Source organism: Pseudomonas grimontii (assembly GCF_007858185.1).
GTDB lineage: Bacteria > Pseudomonadota > Gammaproteobacteria > Pseudomonadales > Pseudomonadaceae > Aquipseudomonas > Aquipseudomonas grimontii.
In genome coordinates, this window is record NZ_VFES01000002.1 from 179105 (window position 1) to 199124 (window position 20020).

Genomic DNA, 20020 nt, shown 5'->3' on the forward strand with positions numbered 1-20020 from the left:
AGCTCCCTCCCACATTTGGAATGCATTCCCCTGTGGGAGGGGGCTTGCCCCCGATGAGGCCGGCAAAGCTGTAGAGAATATGAAGAGGTCAACAATGTCCCAGGCAGCAAAAATCATCATCGCCGACACTCCCTTGCGCTGGCAGGACGTGGTCGCCGTGGCCCGTCACGGCGCGGTGCTTGAACTCTCGGGCCAGGCCTGGGCGCGTATCGACAATGCCCAGGCCATCGTGCAGCGCATCGTTACCAGCGGCGAACGCGCCTACGGCGTGAACACCGGGCTGGGCGCGTTGTGCAACGTGTCGCTTGAGGGCGAGCAACTGAGCCAGCTGTCGCGCAATACCCTGTTGAGCCACGCCTGTGGCGTCGGCCCGGTACTCAGCGACGAGCAGACCCGCGCGATCATCTGCGCGGCGGTCATCAACTACAGCCACGGCAAATCCGGTCTGCATCCGCAGGTGGTGCATTCGCTGCTGGCGCTGCTCAATCACGGCATCACGCCGCAAGTACCGTCCCAGGGCTCGGTGGGTTACCTGACCCATATGGCCCATGTCGGCGTGGCGCTGCTGGGTGTTGGTAATGTGAGCTATCGCGGCCAGATCGTCGCGGCGCAACAGGCCCTGGACGAAGAAGGTTTGCAGCCGGTGGTGCTCGGCGCGAAGGATGGCCTGTGCCTGGTCAACGGCACGCCGTGCATGACCGGCCTGAGCTGCCTGGCCCTGGCCGACGCCCATCATTTGCTGCAATGGGCCGACGTGATCGGCGCCATGAGCTTCGAGGCCCAGCGCGGCCAGATCGACGCCTTCGACGAAGAAATCATCGCCCTCAAGCCGCACCCGGGCATGCAGCATGTCGGCAGCAACCTGCGTGCGTTGCTCGATGGCAGTGAAGTGATCGCCAGCAGCAAAGGCATCCGCACCCAGGACGCCCTCAGCATCCGTTCGATCCCGCAGATCCACGGCGCGGCGCGCGACCAGGTGGAACACGCCACTCGCCAGATCGAGACCGAACTCAACAGCGCCACCGACAACCCGCTGGTGCTCGGCACGCCGGACCACTACCGCGTGGTATCCCAGGCCAACCCTCACGGCCAGTCCGTCGCCCTGGCCGCCGACATGCTGGCGATTGCCATGGCCGAAATCGGCTCGGTCGCCGAACGCCGCCTCGACCGCCTGATCAACCCGCACGTCAGCGGCCTGCCGGCGTTCCTGGTGAGCAACCCCGGGGTCAACTCCGGGATGATGATCGTGCAGTATGTCGCCGCCTCACTGTGCGGACAGAACCGCCAGTTGGCGCAACCGGCGGTGCTCGACAACTTCGTCACCTCGGGGCTGCAGGAAGATCACCTGAGCATGGGCACCAACGCCGCGCTCAAGCTGCATCAGGTATTGGCCAATGTCACCCAGGTCCTCGCCATCGAGTACCTGCTGGCGGCCCAGGCCTTCGAATTTTTGAAAGACCAACGCTTCGGCGCGGGCACCGACAGGGCCTGGCGCCTGTTGCGTGAAGTGGTGCCGGCCTATGAGCAGGACCGTTGGCTGGCGCCGGATATTGCGAGCGCCGCCAAGGTGCTCAAAGACACCGCATTACCGAATCTGCACTGAACACTTATTTCAAAAGAATAATTCACAAGGAGTATGAATGTGACTGCGCTAAACCTGATTCCAGGCCAACTGAGCCTCGCCCAGCTGCGGGCTATCTACCAGCAGCCGGTAACCCTCAGTCTGGATGACAGTGCCTCGGCCCAGATCGAAGCCAGTGTGGCCTGCGTGGAACAGATCCTCGCCGAGAACCGCACCGCCTACGGTATCAACACGGGTTTCGGCCTGCTGGCCTCGACCCGTATCGCCAGCGAAGACCTGGAAAACCTCCAGCGTTCCCTGGTGTTGTCCCACGCCGCCGGCGTCGGTGAGCCGATCAGCGATGCGCTGGTGCGGTTGGTCATGGTGCTCAAGGTCAATAGCCTCAGTCGTGGGTTCTCCGGGATTCGTCGGCAGGTGATCGACGCGCTGATCGCGCTGATCAACGCCGAGGTGTACCCGCATATTCCGTTGAAAGGTTCGGTGGGCGCTTCCGGTGACCTGGCGCCGCTGGCCCACATGTCCCTGGTGCTGCTGGGTGAAGGCAAGGCGCGCTACAAGGGCGAATGGCTGGAGGCCACCGACGCGCTGAAAGTCGCCGGCCTGACGCCGCTGACCCTCGCCGCCAAGGAGGGCCTGGCGCTGCTCAACGGCACCCAGGTGTCCACCGCCTATGCCTTGCGTGGCCTGTTCGAAGGCGAAGACCTGTTCGCCGGTGCCCTGGCGTGCGGTGGCCTCACCGTGGAAGCGGTGTTGGGCTCGCGCTCGCCGTTCGACGCACGTATTCATGCGGCTCGCGGTCAACGTGGGCAGATCGATTCGGCGGCGGCCTACCGTGACCTGCTGGGTGAGAGCAGCCAGGTGTCGCAGTCGCACCACAATTGCGACAAGGTGCAGGATCCGTATTCCCTGCGCTGCCAGCCACAAGTCATGGGTGCCTGCCTGACTCAGTTGCGCCAGGCGGCCGAGGTGCTGGTGGTCGAAGCCAACGCCGTGTCCGACAACCCGTTGGTATTTGCCGCTGAGGGTGACGTGATCTCCGGTGGCAACTTCCACGCCGAGCCGGTGGCCATGGCCGCTGACAACATGGCCCTCGCCATCGCTGAAATCGGCTCCCTGAGCGAGCGTCGTATCTCGCTGATGATGGACAAGCACATGTCGCAACTGCCGCCGTTCCTGGTGGGCAATGGCGGGGTGAACTCCGGTTTCATGATCGCCCAGGTGACCTCTGCCGCACTCGCCAGCGAGAACAAGGCGCTGTCCCATCCCCATAGCGTCGACAGCATCCCGACGTCCGCCAACCAGGAAGACCATGTGTCGATGGCCCCGGCAGCCGGCAAGCGCCTGTGGGAAATGGCCGAGAACACGCGCGGCATCCTCGCGGTGGAATGGCTGGCCGCGTGCCAGGGCCTGGACCTGCGTGAAGGCCTGAAAACCTCGCCGAAACTGGAAAAGGCCCGTGGCATCCTGCGCACCAAGGTGGCGTTCTACGACAAGGACCGCTTCTTTGCCCCGGACATCATTGCCGCCAGCGAACTGCTCGCCAGCCGCTGCCTGAATGAGCTGGTGCCGGCCAAGTTGCTGCCGAGCCTGTAACCCGAGGAGGCATCGATGAAAACCCTTTGGCAACACTGCCACGTCGCAACCATGGCCCAGGGCAAATACTCGATCATCGAGGATGCCGCCATGGTGACTGCCGGCTCGCTCATCGAGTGGATCGGCCCCCGCAGCGAAGTACCGACGGCGGATTACGCCCAGGTACATGACCTGCAAGGCGCGTGGGTCACCCCCGGGCTGATCGACTGCCACACTCACACGGTGTTTGGCGGCAATCGCAGCGGCGAATTCGAGCAGCGCCTCGAGGGCGTGAGCTATGCCGATATCGCAGCCCAGGGCGGCGGTATTGCCAGCACCGTACGCGCTACCCGTGCTGCGACGGAAGATGAACTGTTTGCCAGTGCCGAAAGGCGCCTGCGCAGTTTGCTGCGTGACGGCGTGACCACGGTGGAGATCAAATCCGGCTACGGCCTGGACCTGGCCAATGAACGCAAAATGCTGCGCGTGGCCCGTCGCCTTGGCGAAGCGTTGCCCGTAAGCGTGCGTGCCACCTGCCTGGCCGCCCATGCGTTGCCGCCGGAGTACAAGGATCGCGCCGACGATTACATCGAGCACATCTGCGCCGAGATGCTGCCGGCCTTGGCGGCGCAAGGGCTGGTGGATGCGGTGGATGCGTTCTGCGAATACCTGGCGTTTTCCACCGAGCAGGTTGAGCGCGTGTTCAAGGTCGCCCAGCAACTCGGCCTGCCGGTGAAGCTGCACGCCGAGCAACTATCGTCGCTGCACGGCTCCAGCCTGGCGGCGCGTTACCACGCCTTGTCGGCGGATCATCTGGAATTCATGACCGAAGAAGATGCCATCGCCATGGCCGCTGCGGGCACCGTCGCCGTCTTGCTGCCGGGCGCGTTCTACTTCCTGCGCGAAACCCAACTGCCGCCGATGGACGCCCTGCGCAAACACGGCGTGAAGATCGCCATCGCCAGCGACCTCAACCCCGGCACCTCGCCGGCTTTGTCGGTGCGCCTGATGCTGAACATGGCCTGCACCCTGTTCCGTATGACCCCCGAAGAAGCCCTGGCCGGTGCCACGCAACATGCGGCCACCGCCCTTGGCATGGGCGACACCCATGGGTCCCTGGAAGTGGGCAAGGTTGCCGACTTTGTCGCCTGGCAGATTGATCGCCCCGCCGACCTCGCCTATTGGCTGGGCGGCGAGCTGGATAAACGCGTCGTGCGCCACGGCGTCGACGTCACTGTGTAAGGAGCATTGCTGTGGATAAGGTTCTGAACTTCAAACAAGGCCGTGTGCCGCTGCTGATCAGCATGCCCCACGCCGGCCTGCGCCTGACGCCTGCGGTGGAAGCCGGGTTGATCCCTGAAGCGCAAAGCCTGCCGGACACCGATTGGCACATACCCGCACTGTATGACTTTGCCGAAGAGCTGGGCGCCAGCACCCTGGCGGCCGAGTATTCGCGGTTTGTCGTCGACCTGAACCGGCCTTCTGACGACAAACCTTTGTACGCGGGCGCCACCACCGGCTTGTACCCGGCCACCCTGTTCGACGGCGTGCCGTTGTTCCGCGAGGGGCTGGAACCGAACGAGACCGAACGCGCCAGTTACCTGCAAAAGATCTGGGGCCCGTATCACCGCACGCTGCAAGAGGAACTCGCCCGTCTTAAGGCCGAGTTCGGTTATGCGCTGCTGTTCGATGCGCACTCCATCCGCTCGGTGATCCCGCACCTGTTCGACGGCAAACTGCCGGACTTCAACCTGGGCACCTTCAACGGCGCCGCCTGTGATCCGGAACTGGCCAGCCAGCTCGAGGCCATCTGCGCCACCCACCCTCAGTACACTCACGTCTTGAACGGGCGCTTCAAGGGCGGCCATATCACCCGGCACTACGGCGCCCCGGCGCAGCATATCCACGCCGTGCAGCTGGAGTTATGCCAGAGCACCTATATGGAAGAGTTCGAGCCGTTCCGTTACCGCGAGGATTTGGCTGAGCCGACGCGTCGTGTGCTCAGAGAGCTACTGGAAGGATTAATGTCATGGGGTAACTCACGTTACCGTTGATAAGTCAGTGCGATCTTTAAACTTTTAAAGATCGCACTGTTGCCATTGCTGAGTATCAAATTGCGTGGCTTTCTTTGTTGAGGATATTAAAGTGGCCAACTATGTGGAGCGGTTTTTTATAAATATCAAGAGATGAGAAGTAAAAATATCCTTGAACTCTGCGGTTGTCGACTTCCCAAAAGTCCACCAGCAATCCGTCAAGGCTCAGGTGTAGTTCCTGAGTGTCCAGATCTTGATCGGGGTCAGGTATTTTATCTAGGACCTTGAAGTAGATCGCGGTGTTTATCAAGGCACTGGGCGGCTGCAACGCGCCCCCTATCTTACGGGGTGGGACTGAGAGGTCCTTAGAAATATACAGGTGGATGCCATACAGTTCGAGGCTGCCGTTTTTATCAATGATTTCTTTAATAGTTACTTTCTCGGCTTTAAATGGCTAATTTCGAGTTTCGTACCTGACAATAGCTTTAAATTCCTCTCCCGAAAGTTGTTGGCTACTTGGAGTGTTCATGGGTGCCTCCATCAAACAGTTTATGAATGCTGCCTGACACAGTAGGCCGTGACGGCGAAATGCACGTCTACTGTTAGCTTTCACAGGTTTGTATATTGTTTTGCTCTATGTGCAGGTTGATTAATTTGACTTCGGCTATTTGCCGCGTGGGCCGCCACCGTGCAAATCCCTGTCGCCACATCTCGTCTACCGAAAGCGGTGCCGGGCTTTACCGAGCGTCGCCCGAATGCCAATCGAACGCTGCAAAGCTTGACCTTCACCGCAGCCCAGGAAAGCCAGTGGAGGGTGCCGACCACGGAGCGCGAGTCGCCACAGGGTGTCGTCAGGCAATGGCTGCGCGAGCCTTCCGAGGATTTGCAACTGTCTGGCTATCTGCGGGATTACCTGCATGGCCAGTTGCTGACACAGCTCTAAGCGCTCAAGGACATGCTCATTGCACAATTCGGGTTTATAGTGCCAGACGGCAAAATAAAAGACGTCCCCCCAGGGATGAACCCGACCCCCTACGGAGCGCGCAATGCAGACTTGGTACCCGCAGATCAAACCCTACGCCCGGCACGATCTGGCCGTCGATGACACCCACACGCTCTACGTCGATGAAAGTGGCTCCCCCGAAGGCTTGCCTGTCGTATTCATTCACGGTGGCCCTGGCGCCGGTTGCGATGCCCAGAGCCGCTGCTATTTCGATCCCAACCTGTATCGCATCGTCACGTTCGACCAGCGTGGCTGCGGCCGTTCCACCCCGCGCGCCAGCCTCGAAAACAACACCACCTGGGACCTGGTCGCCGACCTTGAGCGCATCCGCGAACATCTTGGCATCGACAAATGGGTGCTGTTCGGCGGCTCCTGGGGTTCGACGCTGGCCCTGGCCTACGCCCAAACCCACCCTGAGCGTGTGCATGGCCTGATCGTGCGCGGCATTTTCCTCGCGCGCCCACAGGACATCGAATGGTTCTACCAGGCCGGTGCGAGCCGCCTGTTCCCGGATTACTGGCAGGACTACATCGCGCCGATCCCTGCCGATGAGCGCCACGACATGATCGCCGCCTACCACAAGCGCCTGACCGGCAACGACCAGATCGCCCAGATGCACGCGGCCAAGGCCTGGTCCGGCTGGGAAGGGCGTATGCTGGGCCTGTGCCCGAGCCCGCAGCATGTGGAGCGTTTTTCCGAGCCTCAGCGCGCGCTGTCCATCGCGCGTATCGAATGCCACTACTTCACCAACAACTCCTTCCTGGAGCCCAACCAGCTGATTCGCGACATGCACAAGATCGCCCATCTGCCTGGCGTAATCATCCATGGCCGCTACGATATGATCTGCCCTCTGGATAACGCCTGGGAACTGCATCAGGCATGGCCCAACAGCGAACTGCAGGTCATCCGCGAAGCGGGCCATGCGGCGTCCGAGCCCGGTATTACCGATGCGCTGGTACGCGCGACCGGCGAAATGGCACGGCGCCTGCTTGATCTGCCGCCAGAAGAAGCATGAAGGGCTTGCTGCAACGGGTGCGTGGCGCCCGTGTCGAAGTGGCGGGCGAAATTGTCGGGGCGGTCGACCAGGGTTTACTGGTGCTGGTGGCCGTCGAACCTTCAGATACGCCCGAGAGCGCCGACAAACTGCTGCACAAGCTGCTTAACTACCGGGTGTTCAGCGACGACGAGGGCAAGATGAACCTGTCGTTGAAGGATATCGATGGGGGATTGCTGCTGGTGTCGCAGTTCACCCTGGCGGCGGATACCAAGAGCGGCCTGCGGCCGAGCTTCTCCACCGCTGCGCCGCCGGCCCTGGGAGCGGCGCTTTTTGATCACTTGCTGTTACAAGCGCAACAATTGCATGGCAAGGTGGCCTCGGGGCGTTTTGGCGCAGATATGCAGGTGCATTTGGTCAATGATGGCCCTGTGACCTTTCTCTTACAGACATGAATGTATTAAAAACGACTTTAATGCCTAAAAACGTAGGGTTTCGCTACAAATACTTCGTTGTCCCTGATGCGTTGTCTCGCGGGCTACTAGATAATCGCGCGCTACGGGGATCAGCGTTGTTTGGTCCATTTTTGACTTAGGTAGAGACTTGCCCGATAGCCTCAGGGGAATCATTTTGCCCCAGGGGAGTCGGAACAATGCTCGCCAACCTGGCATATAGATAGCTGGCCGTTGGTTTTTTGATCTGTTTTCGGCGAGGGTTGCTCGTGATTGTTAGTCCCTGTAATGCACCAAAATTGTCTGCCAAACGGTTACGAAACGCACTGGTGACGGGCTCCGCCCTGTTTTGCCTGTTCGGCGCGGGTCAACTGTGGGCATTCAGTCTGGATGATGTGTCGGCCAAGGCAAAAGAGCTGGCCGGGCAGAAATACGAAGCTCCGCGCAGCAATCTGCCGAACGAATTCCGCGAAATGAAATTCGCGGATTACCAGAAGATTCGTTTCCGCAACGAAAAAGCCGAATGGGCCGATCAGAACACCCCGTTCAAGCTGTCCTTCTATCACCAGGGTATGCATTTCGATACACCGGTGAAAATCAACGAAGTGACCGCCGACAGCGTCCAGGAAATCAAGTACGACCCGACGCGCTTCGATTTCGGTGACGTCAAATTTGATCCTAAAGCCACCGAACAGCTGGGTTATGCCGGTTTCCGTGTGCTGTACCCGATCAACAAGGGCGACAAGCAAGACGAAATCATGACCATGCTCGGCGCCAGCTATTTCCGCGTCGTCGGCAAGGATCAGGTCTATGGCCTGTCCGCCCGTGGCATGGCAATCGATACCGCGTTGCCGTCCGGCGAAGAATTCCCGCGTTTCACCGAGTTCTGGATCGAGCGTCCAAAGCCGGGTGACAAGCACCTGGTGATCTTTGCCCTGCTCGATTCCCCACGTGCGACCGGCGCCTATCGCCTGATCCTGCGTCCGGGCACCGACACGGTTGTCGATGTGAAGTCCCAGATGTTCCTGCGCGACAAGGTCAGCAAGCTGGGCGTTGCCCCGTTGACCAGCATGTTCCTGTTCGGCGCCAACCAGCCGTCCAAGGTGCTCAACTACCGTCGCGAGCTGCACGATTCCAGCGGTCTGTCGATCCATGCCGGCAACGGCGAGTGGATCTGGCGCCCTCTGAACAACCCTAAACACCTGTCGGTCAGCAACTTCACCGTGGAGAACCCGCGTGGGTTCGGCCTGCTGCAACGCGGCCGCAACTTCAGCCACTACGAAGACCTCGACGACAACTACGACAAGCGCCCAAGCGCCTGGATCGAGCCTGAAGGCGACTGGGGCAAGGGTTCCGTCGACCTCGTCGAGATCCCGACTGCCGATGAAACCAACGACAACATCGTTGCGTTCTGGAGCCCGGCCCAATTGCCGGAAGTCGGCAAGCCGCTGGATATAGCCTATCGCCTGCACTGGACCCTCGACGATGCCGCGTTCCACTCGCCGGACAGTGCCTGGGTCAAGCAGACCCTGCGTTCCACCGGTGACGTGAAGCAATCCAACCTGATCCGTCAGCCGGACGGCAGCGTGGCGTACCTGGTCGACTTCGAGGGCCCGGCCCTGAAGAAACTGCTGCCGGACGCCCCGGTGCGTAGCCAGGTGAGCGTGGGTGACAACGCTGAACTGGTAGAAAACAGCGTGCGTTACAACGAGCACACCAAAGGCTGGCGCCTGACCCTGCGCATGAAGATCAAGGACGCAGGCAAACCGACCGAAATGCGTGCGTCGCTGGTGCAGGACATCGTGCAGCCTGAGCCTGAGCAGGTTTCGACCCAAGTGCTCAAGGCCGACAAGGTCCTGGCCAAGCAACACGAGAAACAGGCCAAGAAAGACGCGAAAGACAAGGAAGCCAAGCAGCCAGAAGCTGCCCCAGCCACACCGGAGCCGATCAAGACCGAGCAAGTCCTGACCGAAACCTGGAGCTATCAGTTGCCTGCCGATGAGTAATTCTCAAGTAACGCCCGAGACTCTGTCCGAGTACCTGGCGCATCTTCCGATGACCGCTGAGCAGCGCGCCGAGTTGGCGGGCTGCACATCCTTCACCGAGTTGCACGAGCGCTTGTCGTCCAAAGTGTTCGATGCGCCAGTCGACGCCGCCCAGGCGTCGGTTGGCCGCCGGTTAACCCTCAACACGGCCGAAGAGTTGCAAGACGCTGAAATGCTGGGGCTCGACGCCAGTGGGCGCGTGTGCCTCAAGGCCACGCCGCCGATTCGGCGTACCCGCGTGGTGCCTGAGCCCTGGCGCACCAATATCCTGGTGCGCGGCTGGCGTCGGATCACCGGCCGCAGCAACCCGCCGACCCCGCCGAAGGACGAGCGCGTATTGCCGGCGGCCCGCTGGCGTACCGTGGGTTCGATCCGTCGTTACATCCTGCTGGTGCTGATGCTCGGCCAGACCATCGTGGCCGGCTGGTACATGAAAGGCATCATGCCGTACCAGGGCTGGTCGCTGGTCGACTTCGACGAGATCCGCAACCAGACCCTGCTGCAAACTGCCACCCAGGTGCTGCCTTACGCCCTGCAAACCAGCATCCTGATCATGTTCGGGATCTTGTTCTGCTGGGTCTCGGCCGGTTTCTGGACCGCATTGATGGGCTTCCTCGAACTGCTCACCGGCCACGATAAATACCGAATTTCCGGTAAAAGTGCCGGCGATGAGCCGATCCCGAAAGACGCGCGTACCGCGCTGGTCATGCCGATCTGCAACGAAGACGTGCCGCGAGTATTCGCCGGTTTGCGTGCGACGTTCGAATCGGTGGCCGCGACCGGTGACCTCGATCGTTTCGACTTCTTCGTGCTCAGCGACAGTAACGAGGCCGACATCTGTATCGCCGAGCAGCAAGCCTGGCTCGACGTGTGCCGTGAGGCGGGTGGCTTCGGCAAGATCTTCTATCGCCGCCGTCGCCGTCGCGTTAAGCGTAAAAGCGGCAACCTCGACGACTTCTGCCGTCGTTGGGGCGGTGACTATAAATACATGGTCGTTCTCGACGCCGACTCCGTGATGAGCGGCGAATGCCTGACCAGTCTGGTGCGCCTGATGGAAGCCACGCCGGATGCGGGGATTATCCAGACCGCGCCGCGTGCGTCGGGCATGGACACCCTGTATGCACGCATGCAGCAGTTCGCCACCCGCGTCTACGGCCCACTGTTCACCGCCGGCCTGCACTTCTGGCAACTGGGTGAATCCCACTACTGGGGTCACAACGCGATCATCCGCATGAAACCGTTTATCGAGCACTGCGCCCTGGCGCCATTGCCGGGTAAAGGCGCGTTCGCAGGTTCGATTCTGTCTCACGACTTCGTTGAAGCCGCGCTGATGCGCCGTGCCGGCTGGGGCGTGTGGATTGCCTACGACCTGCCGGGCAGCTACGAAGAACTGCCGCCGAACCTGCTGGATGAACTCAAGCGTGACCGTCGCTGGTGCCACGGCAACCTGATGAACTTCCGCCTGTTCCTGGTCAAGGGCATGCACCCGGTGCACCGCGCGGTGTTCCTGACCGGCGTGATGTCCTACCTGTCGGCACCGTTGTGGTTCTTGTTCCTGGTGCTGTCGACGGCCTTGCTGGCGGTCAACACCCTGATGGAGCCACAGTACTTCATGGCGCCACGCCAGTTGTACCCACTGTGGCCGCAATGGCATCCGGACAAGGCGGTGGCGCTGTTCTCCACCACTATCGTGCTGCTGTTCCTGCCAAAGTTGCTGAGCATCATCCTGATCTGGGCCAAGGGCGCGAAAGAGTTCGGTGGCAAGTTCAAGGTGACGATGTCGATGCTGCTGGAGATGCTGTTCTCCATGCTGCTGGCGCCGGTGCGGATGATTTTCCACACCCGTTTCGTGCTCGCCGCGTTCCTCGGCTGGGCCGCGACCTGGAACTCGCCGCAGCGTGATGACGACTCCACCCCGTGGGGCGAAGCGATCAAGCGTCACGGTACGCAGACCTTGCTCGGCTTCTTCTGGGCGCTGCTGGTGGTGTGGTTGAACCCGAGCTTCCTGTGGTGGCTGGTACCGATCGTGGGTTCGCTGATGTTGTCGATCCCGGTGTCGGTGATCTCCAGTCGGGTCAACCTCGGTCTGAAGTCCCGCGATGAGAGCCTGTTCCTGATCCCTGAGGAATACAATCCGCCGCAGGCGTTGCTGTCCACCGACAAGTACACCCACGAAAACCGTTGGCACGCGCTGAAAGACGGCTTTGTGCGCTCGGTGGTCGACCCGCAGCAGAACGCCCTGGCCTGTGCCCTGGCGACCTCGCGTCACGGTCAGGCCGAGCCGATCGAGTACCTGCGTGCCGAACGTGTGCGCCACGCGTTGAAAGTCGGCCCTGCCGGCCTCAATAACGGCGAACGCCTGGCGTTGCTCAGTGATCCGGTGGCACTGGCGCGCTTGCACGAGCAGATCTGGAGCGAAGGCCATGCCGAGTGGCTCGCTGCCTGGCGTGATTCGATCAAGGCTGACCCGCACGCGCCTTTACTGCCGCTGCAGCCGCTGTCGTCCCAGGCCCAAACGGCCTGATTCAGACACCCCCGAAGGTTCACTTCGGGGGTGTTCGAAGCGCTGGTCCTACAGTGTTTCCTGCTTCTTCCTTGTTTTCCTAACGCCTTGTTATTTCGAAACAAAAGACCTTTGTTCGCGGCGTATTTGCGTGCCTGCGACTGGGTTAGGATCGCCCCCCAGATTTTCTTGACCGCTGGGGGATTCATGCTCGGAAAGTATTGTTCGGCATTGCTGATTGGCGCTGCTGCACTGATTCAAATCAGCCAGATACACGCGGGGGCGATTGACGACGCCGTCCGGCGCGGCGTACTCAAGGTGGGCACCACACCGACTTACGTTCCCTTCGAAATGATCGATAAACACGGGCGCATTGTCGGCTTTGAAATTGACTTGCTGACCGTGATGACCCAGGCCCTGGGTGTGGAACTTGAACTGGTCGCTGTGCCCTATACCGAGCTGCTGCCGGGGCTGCTGGCAAAAAAGTTCGACCTGATCGGCAGCGGCATGACCGTCACCCAGGAGCGTAACTTGAAGCTGAACTTCAGCGACTCCTTTATCGTGGTGGGCCAGACCGTGCTGCTGCATCCCAGTCTGGTCGACAAGGTCGGTAGCGTTGAAGACCTGGACGATGCAAATTATCGAATCGCGACCGCCGTAGGCACTACCGGTGAGGCAGCGGCGCGACGGTTTCTGGGGGCGGCCCGCCTGAGCAGTTTTACCACGCCGGAGGAGGGGGTTCGCCAGGTAGTGGAAGGCAAGGCCGATGCCTTTATCCATGACGCGCCCTACAACCTGATCGCGGTCAGCCGGGCGGAGAACAGCGCACTGCTGGCACTGCAACAACCTTTTACCTTTGAACCCCTCGCGTTTGGGGTAAAGAAGGGCGATTTCGACAGCATTAACTGGATCAATCATTTCCTGAATCAGGTGGCCCAGGACGGCACCTATGATCGCTTGCATGACAAGTGGTTCAAGGACGCTGCGTGGATGGCAGAAATCGACTGAGGGTCATAACTGCTTACACATCAATCCGTTGCCGGCTCAGCTTGCGCGTGCGTCTACCCCTGCGGTTCGCCGCAGCGCTGTGAGGTTTTTCCGACATACGCCGACAACAATTACCCGCGAAACCTTTGTGACGGGCAACGAGTGGGTTAGGATCGCACCCCGAATTGGTGCAGCCCATTTGCGCGCCGACCTTATAAGAATCGTTCAGGGGACTTGATGATGAAAAAGTATCTTTCGATGCTGCTGCTTGGCATCACCGCGCTGGTCACGGCCAATGCGGCCCAGGCCGGTGCCATCGATGATGCGGTCAAGCGCGGTACGCTGAAAGTCGGCATGGACCCGACCTACATGCCGTTCGAAATGACTGACAAACGCGGTGAAATCATCGGCTTCGAAGTTGACATCCTCAAGGCCATGGCCAAGTCCATGGGCGTCAAGCTGGAGTTGGTGTCCACCGGCTATGACGGCATCATCCCGGCGTTCCTGACCGGTAAGTTCGACATGATCGGCAGTGGCATGACCCTGACCCAGGAACGCAACTTGCGCCTGAACTTCAGCGAACCGTTCATCGTGGTGGGCCAGACCCTGCTGATCCGCAAGGACCTGGAAGGCACCATCAAGTCCTACAAAGACCTGAACGACGAGAAGTACCGCCTGACCTCCAAGCTCGGCACCACCGGTGAGATGGTCGCCAAGAAGCTGATCTCCAAAGCCAAGTACCACGGCTATGACAACGAGCAGGAAGGTGTGCTGGACGTGGTCAACGGCAAGGCCGATGCCTTCGTGTATGACGCGCCGTACAACGTGGTCGCCGAGAAAAAAGTCGGTAACGGCAAGCTGGTGTTCCTCGACGAGCCCTTCACCTTTGAACCGCTGGCGTTCGGCTTGAAGAAGGGTGACTACGACAGCATCAACTTCATCAACAACTTCCTGCACCAGATCAAGCACGACGGCACCTACGATCGCATCCATGACAAGTGGTTCAAGAGCTCCGAGTGGCTCAAGGACATGGAATAAAGCGGGACCGTTTTTGTTGTGAGGGGGCTTGATGTGGCAAGCCCGCTCACCACCTCAGGTGTGCGGGCCACGATTCTTTTGGATGCTGAGTAAATGAAACAGAAAAAAGCCCAATGGCCCTGGCACCTGCTGACCGTGGTCGTGCTGGTCGGCCTGGCTGGCGCGTTGTATTACGCCACCTCGTTGATGTCCTACGAGTGGCGCTGGAACCGCGTACCGCAATACTTCGCCTATCAGGCTGAAGAGGCCCAAAGGGCAGCGGATATCTCCACCGTCATCGAGCTGGTGCGCAACGGCGACGTCGCCGAAGTGACCCTGCGTAACGACGCAGGTGCCGAACAAAAGGTGACTGTCGCCGACAACAGCCTGCAAGTGGCGCGCGGCGATGATGTGGCCGAAGGCGACGTCATCGGTGTGAACCGCCATTGGGCATTGGGCCCGTTGATGTGGGGCTTGTGGACCACGTTGTGGCTGTCGGTGGTGTCCGGGATTCTAGGCTTGGCGATTGGCCTTGCCACCGGGTTATGCCGACTGTCCAATAACCCGACCCTTCGGGATCTGTCGACGATCTACGTCGAACTGGTGCGCGGAACGCCGCTCTTGGTGCAGATCTTCATTTTCTATTTCTTTATCGGTACGGTGCTCAACCTGTCCCGGGAATTCGCCGGGATCGCCGCGTTGTCGCTGTTCACCGGCGCTTATGTGGCGGAAATCGTCCGTGCCGGCGTGCAGTCCATCACCCGTGGCCAGAACGAGGCGGCTCGCTCCCTGGGGCTGAGCGCCAGCCAGTCGATGCGCCATGTGGTGCTGCCGCAGGCCTTCAAGCGCGTGCTGCCGCCGCTGGCCGGGCAATTTATCAGCCTGGTGAAAGACACCTCGCTGGTTTCGGTGATCGCGATTACCGAGCTGCTCAAAAGCGGCCGCGAAGTGATCACTACCTCGTTCTCGCCGTTTGAAATCCTGTTCTGTGTCGCAGGGTTGTACCTGCTGATCAACCTGCCGCTGTCGAAAATGGCCAGCCGGCTTGAGCGGAGGCTCGCCCAAAGTGATTGAAGTCCGCGATCTGGTAAAAGTCTTCGATACCCGCGGGCATGTGGTGCGCGCGGTGGACCATGTGACCACCCAGGTGGCCAAGGGCGAAGTGCTGGTGGTGATCGGCCCGTCCGGCTCCGGCAAGTCCACGTTCCTGCGTTGCCTCAATGGCCTGGAAGAGTTCGACTCGGGCTCGGTGAGCATCGATGGCCTGCAACTGGCCGATCCAAAAACCGACGTGAACGCCTATCGCCGTGAAGTCGGCATGGTGTTCCAGCACTTCAACTTGTTCCCGCACATGACGGTGTTGGAGAACCTGTGCCTGGCGCAAAAAGTCGTGCGCAAGCGCGGCAAGAAGGAACGCGAAGCCAAGGCCCTGGCACTGCTGGAAAAGGTCGGCATTGCGCAGAAAGCCAACGAGTTTCCCTCACGGCTTTCCGGCGGCCAGCAACAGCGCGTGGCGATTGCCCGGGCGTTGGCGATGGAACCCAAGGTGATGCTGTTCGACGAGCCCACCTCGGCCCTCGACCCGGAAATGGTCGGTGAAGTGCTGGATGTCATGAAGACCCTGGCCCTTGAAGGCATGACCATGGTCTGCGTCACCCACGAAATGGGCTTTGCCCGTGAAGTGGCGGACCGAGTGCTGTTCTTCGATCATGGCAAGTTGCTGGAAGATGCGGCCCCGGCCGAGTTCTTCGCGGCGCCCAAAGACCCGCGCGCCCAGGCGTTCCTGCGCCAAGTGCTATAGGGAGCAGGGCGTTCATACCTTGAACCTCCCCACACACTCCTGCAAATTCGTTCCCAGCCGCGCCAGTTCGATACTGGCCGCCGCCGTCTGTTCACTGGCAGCGGCGGTTTGCTCCGAGGCGTCGCGGACTTTCAATACGCTGCGATTGATCTCTTCGGCCACCGCGCTTTGCTCTTCGGCGGCTGCGGCGATCTGCGGATTCATTTCCTGGATGACCGACACCGTACGGGCGATCTCCGTCAGGGAGTCTCCGGCGTTGCGGGCCAGGCCGACGCTGTTGTCGGTGAGTGTACGGCTGTAGTCCATGATGTCGGCCACCTGTTGCGTACCGCTGTGCAGGCCGCCAATCAGCTCTTCGATTTCCTCGGCGGACTGCTGGGTTCGTTGGGCGAGACCGCGCACCTCATCGGCGACCACTGCAAACCCTTGACCGGCCTCGCCAGCCCGTGCGGCTTCTATCGCGGCGTTGAGCGCCAGCAGGTTGGTCTGCTGTGACACTGACTTGATCACATCCAGCACACTGCTGATTTTCTGGCTTTCCCGTTGCAACCCGAGCATGGCCTGGCCCGCGCGCGCCATTTCATGGGCAAGGTGCTCGATTTGCGCCACGGCATCCGTCACCACCTGATCGCCCAGCTCAGTCTGTTGATTGGCCTGGCCGGCAGCGAGCGAAGCCTGCTCGGCGTGGCGCGCAACCTCCTGGGCGGTGGCGAGCATCTGGTTCATGGCGGCGGCGACCTGCTCGGTTTCATCGCGCTGATTATTCACCCCTGTACGCGTTTGTTCGGTCACGGCGGAAAGCTCTTCGGCAGCGCTGGCGATTTGCCGTGCGTTGTCGCTGATGTTGCCAATCAGCACCCGCAGGTTAAGTGTCATTTGGGTCATGCTGCTTTGCAGCTGGCCCAGCTCATCCCGGCGTCGGGTTTGCAGATCGTGGCTCAGGTCGCCTTGGGCAATGTGGTTGGCCACTGTCAGCGCCTTGCGCAGCGGCTTAACGATTTGCCCGGCAATCACCCAGGCGGCCAGGGCACCGAAGAGCAATGCGGCGGCAGTAACGCCCAGGGTCTGGGTTCGCGCTTGCTCGGCTTCGCGGTCGCGTCGTTGGGTCTGGTCCTGGCTCAAGAGATCGCTCTGCCCGAGCAACTGATCCAACTGCATCTCCAGCTGGTTTTGCGTGTTCTCGGTGGCAAGTTGGGTTTCCTTGAGACGTGTCAGATGGGTGCGAATGCCGAGCACGGTGTTTTTCAGCGCGCCGCTATCGACCGGCAGTTTTGCCACGGCCGCCTGGGCGAGTTCGAGGTTACGCTCGGCGTCGCTGACGGCCTGGGTATAGGCGTCCAGCGAACTGGCGGCCCAGGCGGGGCTCTGGACGCTATCTTCGGCCTGTTCGATGGCCTGGCGCAGGTCTTCGATGGTGTCCAGGGCTTTTGCATCGTCCTGGTCCGGCAGATCGCTCGCCAGTTGTGCCAGGAAATCGCCGGTTCGCGTGGTGTTCTGCTTGAGCTGTTCCCGCGCATTTTCGCGTTTCTCCACCAGTGAGGGTACGTCCTTGAGGGTGGTTTTGAACGTCGCGTTGATGCGGGCCATCTCCTTCAGATATGCAGTGGGTTTTGGCGCTTTGAGTCGGCTGGAAAGCTCCACCAGGAGCCCGTCGATTTTTACCGTACTCACACTCAAGCGATTGAAGCTGGAGGTATCGTCGAGGGTGCGGTAAACGATCCTGTCTGCCCGTAGTTCCTCGCCAGCCACGGCCAGTTGCGCGAGTACCGACAGCGTTTGCGAGCGATAAAGGGAAGCGGACAGGGCTTGCCAGCCGGTCACGGCAATCACGAAGCTCAGGGCCAGTACCAGGGAAAAACCCAGGGCGAGTTTAAGGGTGACACTGGTGTCACCCAGCAGATGAGTCATTCGACGAAGCATGATGAACCTCCGACACGTGAACAACAGGCGTTCTCAAGGTGCACGGGCACGTTGAGCTGAGTTGAACGCTAGTTCTCTTGGTGCAGAGGTGGGGCTGATAAACGTGTAGGAAATTTCACAGATTGCGGCGGCGACCCAGGACAGGTCGCCGCGCGGGGAGGGATGTCAGACCTGAAAGCGACCGACCAATGCTTGAAGGTGTGTGCCCAGGCGTGCCAGTTCGGTGCTCGACGTGGCGGTCTCTTCGCTGGCGGCAGCCGTCTGTTCCGACACATCGCGTACGTTCAACACGCTGCGGTTGATCTCTTCCGCCACGGCGCTTTGCTGTTCGGCAGCGGTGGCGATTTGCGAGTTCATCGCCTGGATGGTCGAGACCGTGCGGGTGATGTTCTCCAGGGCGCTGCCGGCGCGGCGGGTCAGCTCGACGCTGCTGTCGGTAAGGCTGCGGCTGTTGTCCATGATGGACGCCACCTGCTGGGTGCCTTGTTGCAGGCCTACGATCAGCTCTTCGATCTCTTCGGTGGACTTCTGGGTGCGCTGGGCCAGGCTGCGCACTTCGTCGGCCACCACCGCGAAACCACGTCCGGCTTCACCGGCGCGGGCGGCTTCAATCGCAGCGTTGAGAGCCAGCAGGTTGGTTTGCTGGGCTACGGACTTGATCACATCGAGCACGCTGCCGATCTTGTCGCTTTCGCGTTTCAGGTCGCCCATGGCGATTGTGGAGTTACCGACCTCGGTGGCCAGGCGCTCGATCTGGGCGATGGCTTCACCGACCACCCTGTCGCCTTCGCGGGCCTGCTGGTCAGCCGCTGCGGCGGCTTCGGACGCTTCCTCGGCGTTGCGCGCCACTTCCTGCACGGTCGCGGCCATTTCGTTCATGGCGGTGGCCACCTGGTCGGTCTCGACCTTCTGGCTGTTGACCCCGGCGCTGGTCTGCTCGGTGACGGCCGACAGTTGCTCGGCGGCGCTGGCGATCTGGGTGACGCCTTCGCTGATGCCGCCGATCAACTCGCGCAGGCCGACGGTCATGCTTTGCATGGCGCGTTGCAGTTGGCCCAATTCATCCTGGCGCAGAGAAATGAGGTTGTGACTCAGATCACCTGAGGCAACGCGCTTGGCAACTTCGAGGGTCTGGTTCAACGGGAGAATGATCTGCCGCGTGATGGCCCAGGCCGCTACCAGCCCGAAGACGAGGGCAAGCACGGTGGCCAGCAACAACAGGTTCTTGGCATGGGCGGCGTCGGTATCGCGCACGACGGTCTGGGAGAGGGTCAGTTTTTTACTGTGTTCGAGCAAGATGTCGCCCTGCTCGCCCATCTTTTTCATGGCGGCGGCACTTGCGACCTGGGAGTCGCGGTATTGGCTGACTGCGGCGCGATAGGCTTGCAGCGAAACGCTGGCCTGTTGCAGGTTGGTTGCATACTGCTCAGGCAGCGTGCCGTTGAGGGTGGCGATTTTCTTCAAGGCGTTATCAATGGCGTCCAGGGCCGGCTGTTCTGCTTCAACCTTGCCGCTGTAGGTGTAGCCGCGCACCTGGAAGCGCGCCTGTTGGATCAGCTTGCTCAGCTCGACCACGCTGTTGAACTGGATGACGCTGTCGCCTTGCAGCAGGGACTTTTCGATCTCGCCGATCTTGAGCACTGCGTTGTCGGCAGTATCGCCCAGCTTGCTGCGAGCGTTTTCGCGGTTGGCGCCGGCCTGGGCCATGTCATCGAACGCACGCTTGTATTGGGCGACCGCGGCCAATTGCTCGTCCACCAGCAGATTGTCGGCAGGTTGATCGATCAAGGTGTCGGCGGTTTTCAGGCCGTTTTCAAGTTTGCTCATCAGCTCGTTGACCGCCACCGTGCCTTGCTCGCCCCGGCGCATTTCGTAGTCCAGGCGCGCCAGGCGCAGGTCCTTGGTCAGCTCATTGAGGCTGGAGATATAGCCCAGCTTGTCGCCCCGGCTGATCACGCTGCCCAGGCCGGTCCAGCCGGTGAAGGTGGTCACCAGCGTCAGGATCAATACCAGGCCAAAGCCCACGGCCAGTTTGGTTTTGACGCTCACATTCCCCAGTTTTTCGGCTAACCAACGATACATGCTGCGAACTCCCCTGGAACCAGGCTTTG

Annotated in this window: 13 protein-coding genes and 3 pseudogenes; 13 read left to right on the forward strand and 3 right to left on the reverse strand. The window is 60.8% G+C overall.

Features of this window, described 5'->3' with window-relative positions; genetic code table 11:
- Positions 1–94 precede the first annotated feature (94 nt).
- The 13 genes and pseudogenes from hutH (FIV39_RS05060) to FIV39_RS05120 all read left to right on the forward strand — a co-directional run bounded on the left by hutH (FIV39_RS05060) (position 95) and on the right by FIV39_RS05120 (position 15989).
- Complete coding sequence (hutH, locus tag FIV39_RS05060; protein WP_090401010.1) at positions 95–1603, forward strand: histidine ammonia-lyase; 1509 nt, start codon at positions 95–97, stop codon at positions 1601–1603.
- A 33-nt stretch (positions 1604–1636) separates the two neighbouring features.
- Positions 1637–3175: a histidine ammonia-lyase gene (gene hutH, locus FIV39_RS05065; protein WP_090401009.1), complete on the forward strand. Its 1539-nt coding sequence runs from the start codon at positions 1637–1639 to the stop codon at positions 3173–3175.
- A gap of 15 nt (positions 3176–3190) precedes the next feature.
- Positions 3191–4396 (forward strand): imidazolonepropionase, encoded by a 1206-nt coding sequence (hutI, locus tag FIV39_RS05070; protein WP_090401008.1) that lies wholly within the window; start codon positions 3191–3193, stop codon positions 4394–4396.
- A gap of 11 nt (positions 4397–4407) precedes the next feature.
- Positions 4408–5208, forward strand: coding sequence for an N-formylglutamate deformylase (gene hutG, locus FIV39_RS05075; protein ID WP_090401007.1), 801 nt, complete (start codon positions 4408–4410; stop codon positions 5206–5208).
- Positions 5209–5917: 709 nt separating this feature from the next.
- Positions 5918–6076: pseudogene (locus tag FIV39_RS05080) on the forward strand (glycine/betaine ABC transporter substrate-binding protein); the annotation flags it as partial.
- A gap of 157 nt (positions 6077–6233) precedes the next feature.
- Positions 6234–7205: a prolyl aminopeptidase gene (gene pip, locus FIV39_RS05085; protein ID WP_027605045.1), complete on the forward strand. Its 972-nt coding sequence runs from the start codon at positions 6234–6236 to the stop codon at positions 7203–7205.
- On the forward strand, positions 7202–7639 hold the full coding sequence (gene dtd / locus FIV39_RS05090) for a D-aminoacyl-tRNA deacylase (RefSeq protein ID WP_012721783.1): 438 nt from the start codon (positions 7202–7204) through the stop codon (positions 7637–7639). Before pip ends, dtd begins: the two co-directional genes overlap by 4 nt.
- A gap of 323 nt (positions 7640–7962) precedes the next feature.
- A complete protein-coding gene (locus FIV39_RS05095) occupies positions 7963–9642 on the forward strand; it encodes a glucan biosynthesis protein G (protein WP_244176457.1) in 1680 nt (559 codons plus the stop codon).
- A pseudogene (gene mdoH / locus FIV39_RS05100) lies at positions 9635–12207 on the forward strand (glucans biosynthesis glucosyltransferase MdoH); the annotation flags it as partial. The gene FIV39_RS05095 and the pseudogene mdoH, both read left to right, overlap by 8 nt.
- A 184-nt stretch (positions 12208–12391) precedes the next feature.
- Positions 12392–13192, forward strand: coding sequence for a transporter substrate-binding domain-containing protein (locus FIV39_RS05105; protein ID WP_090401003.1), 801 nt, complete (start codon positions 12392–12394; stop codon positions 13190–13192).
- A gap of 219 nt (positions 13193–13411) precedes the next feature.
- Complete coding sequence (locus FIV39_RS05110; RefSeq protein WP_090401002.1) at positions 13412–14209, forward strand: transporter substrate-binding domain-containing protein; 798 nt, start codon at positions 13412–13414, stop codon at positions 14207–14209.
- A gap of 93 nt (positions 14210–14302) precedes the next feature.
- Positions 14303–15262, forward strand: coding sequence for an amino acid ABC transporter permease (locus FIV39_RS05115; RefSeq protein WP_090401001.1), 960 nt, complete (start codon positions 14303–14305; stop codon positions 15260–15262).
- Positions 15255–15989 (forward strand): amino acid ABC transporter ATP-binding protein, encoded by a 735-nt coding sequence (locus FIV39_RS05120; protein WP_027605038.1) that lies wholly within the window; start codon positions 15255–15257, stop codon positions 15987–15989. The genes FIV39_RS05115 and FIV39_RS05120 overlap by 8 nt, the downstream gene beginning before the upstream one ends.
- Before the next feature lie 12 nt (positions 15990–16001).
- On the opposite strand, the gene FIV39_RS05125 is transcribed toward FIV39_RS05120, so the two are convergent.
- The 3 genes and pseudogenes from FIV39_RS05125 to FIV39_RS33845 form a co-directional block, all read right to left on the reverse strand.
- A complete protein-coding gene (locus FIV39_RS05125; protein WP_167361091.1) occupies positions 16002–17909 on the reverse strand; it encodes a methyl-accepting chemotaxis protein in 1908 nt (635 codons plus the stop codon).
- Between the two features lie 165 nt (positions 17910–18074).
- Entirely contained in the window at positions 18075–18947 is an 873-nt protein-coding gene (locus FIV39_RS33840; protein WP_390620688.1) for a methyl-accepting chemotaxis protein, read from the reverse strand.
- Positions 18933–19991, reverse strand: a pseudogene (locus tag FIV39_RS33845) (methyl-accepting chemotaxis protein); the annotation flags it as partial. The pseudogene FIV39_RS33845 and the gene FIV39_RS33840, both read right to left, overlap by 15 nt.
- Between the last annotated feature and the right edge of the window lie 29 nt (positions 19992–20020).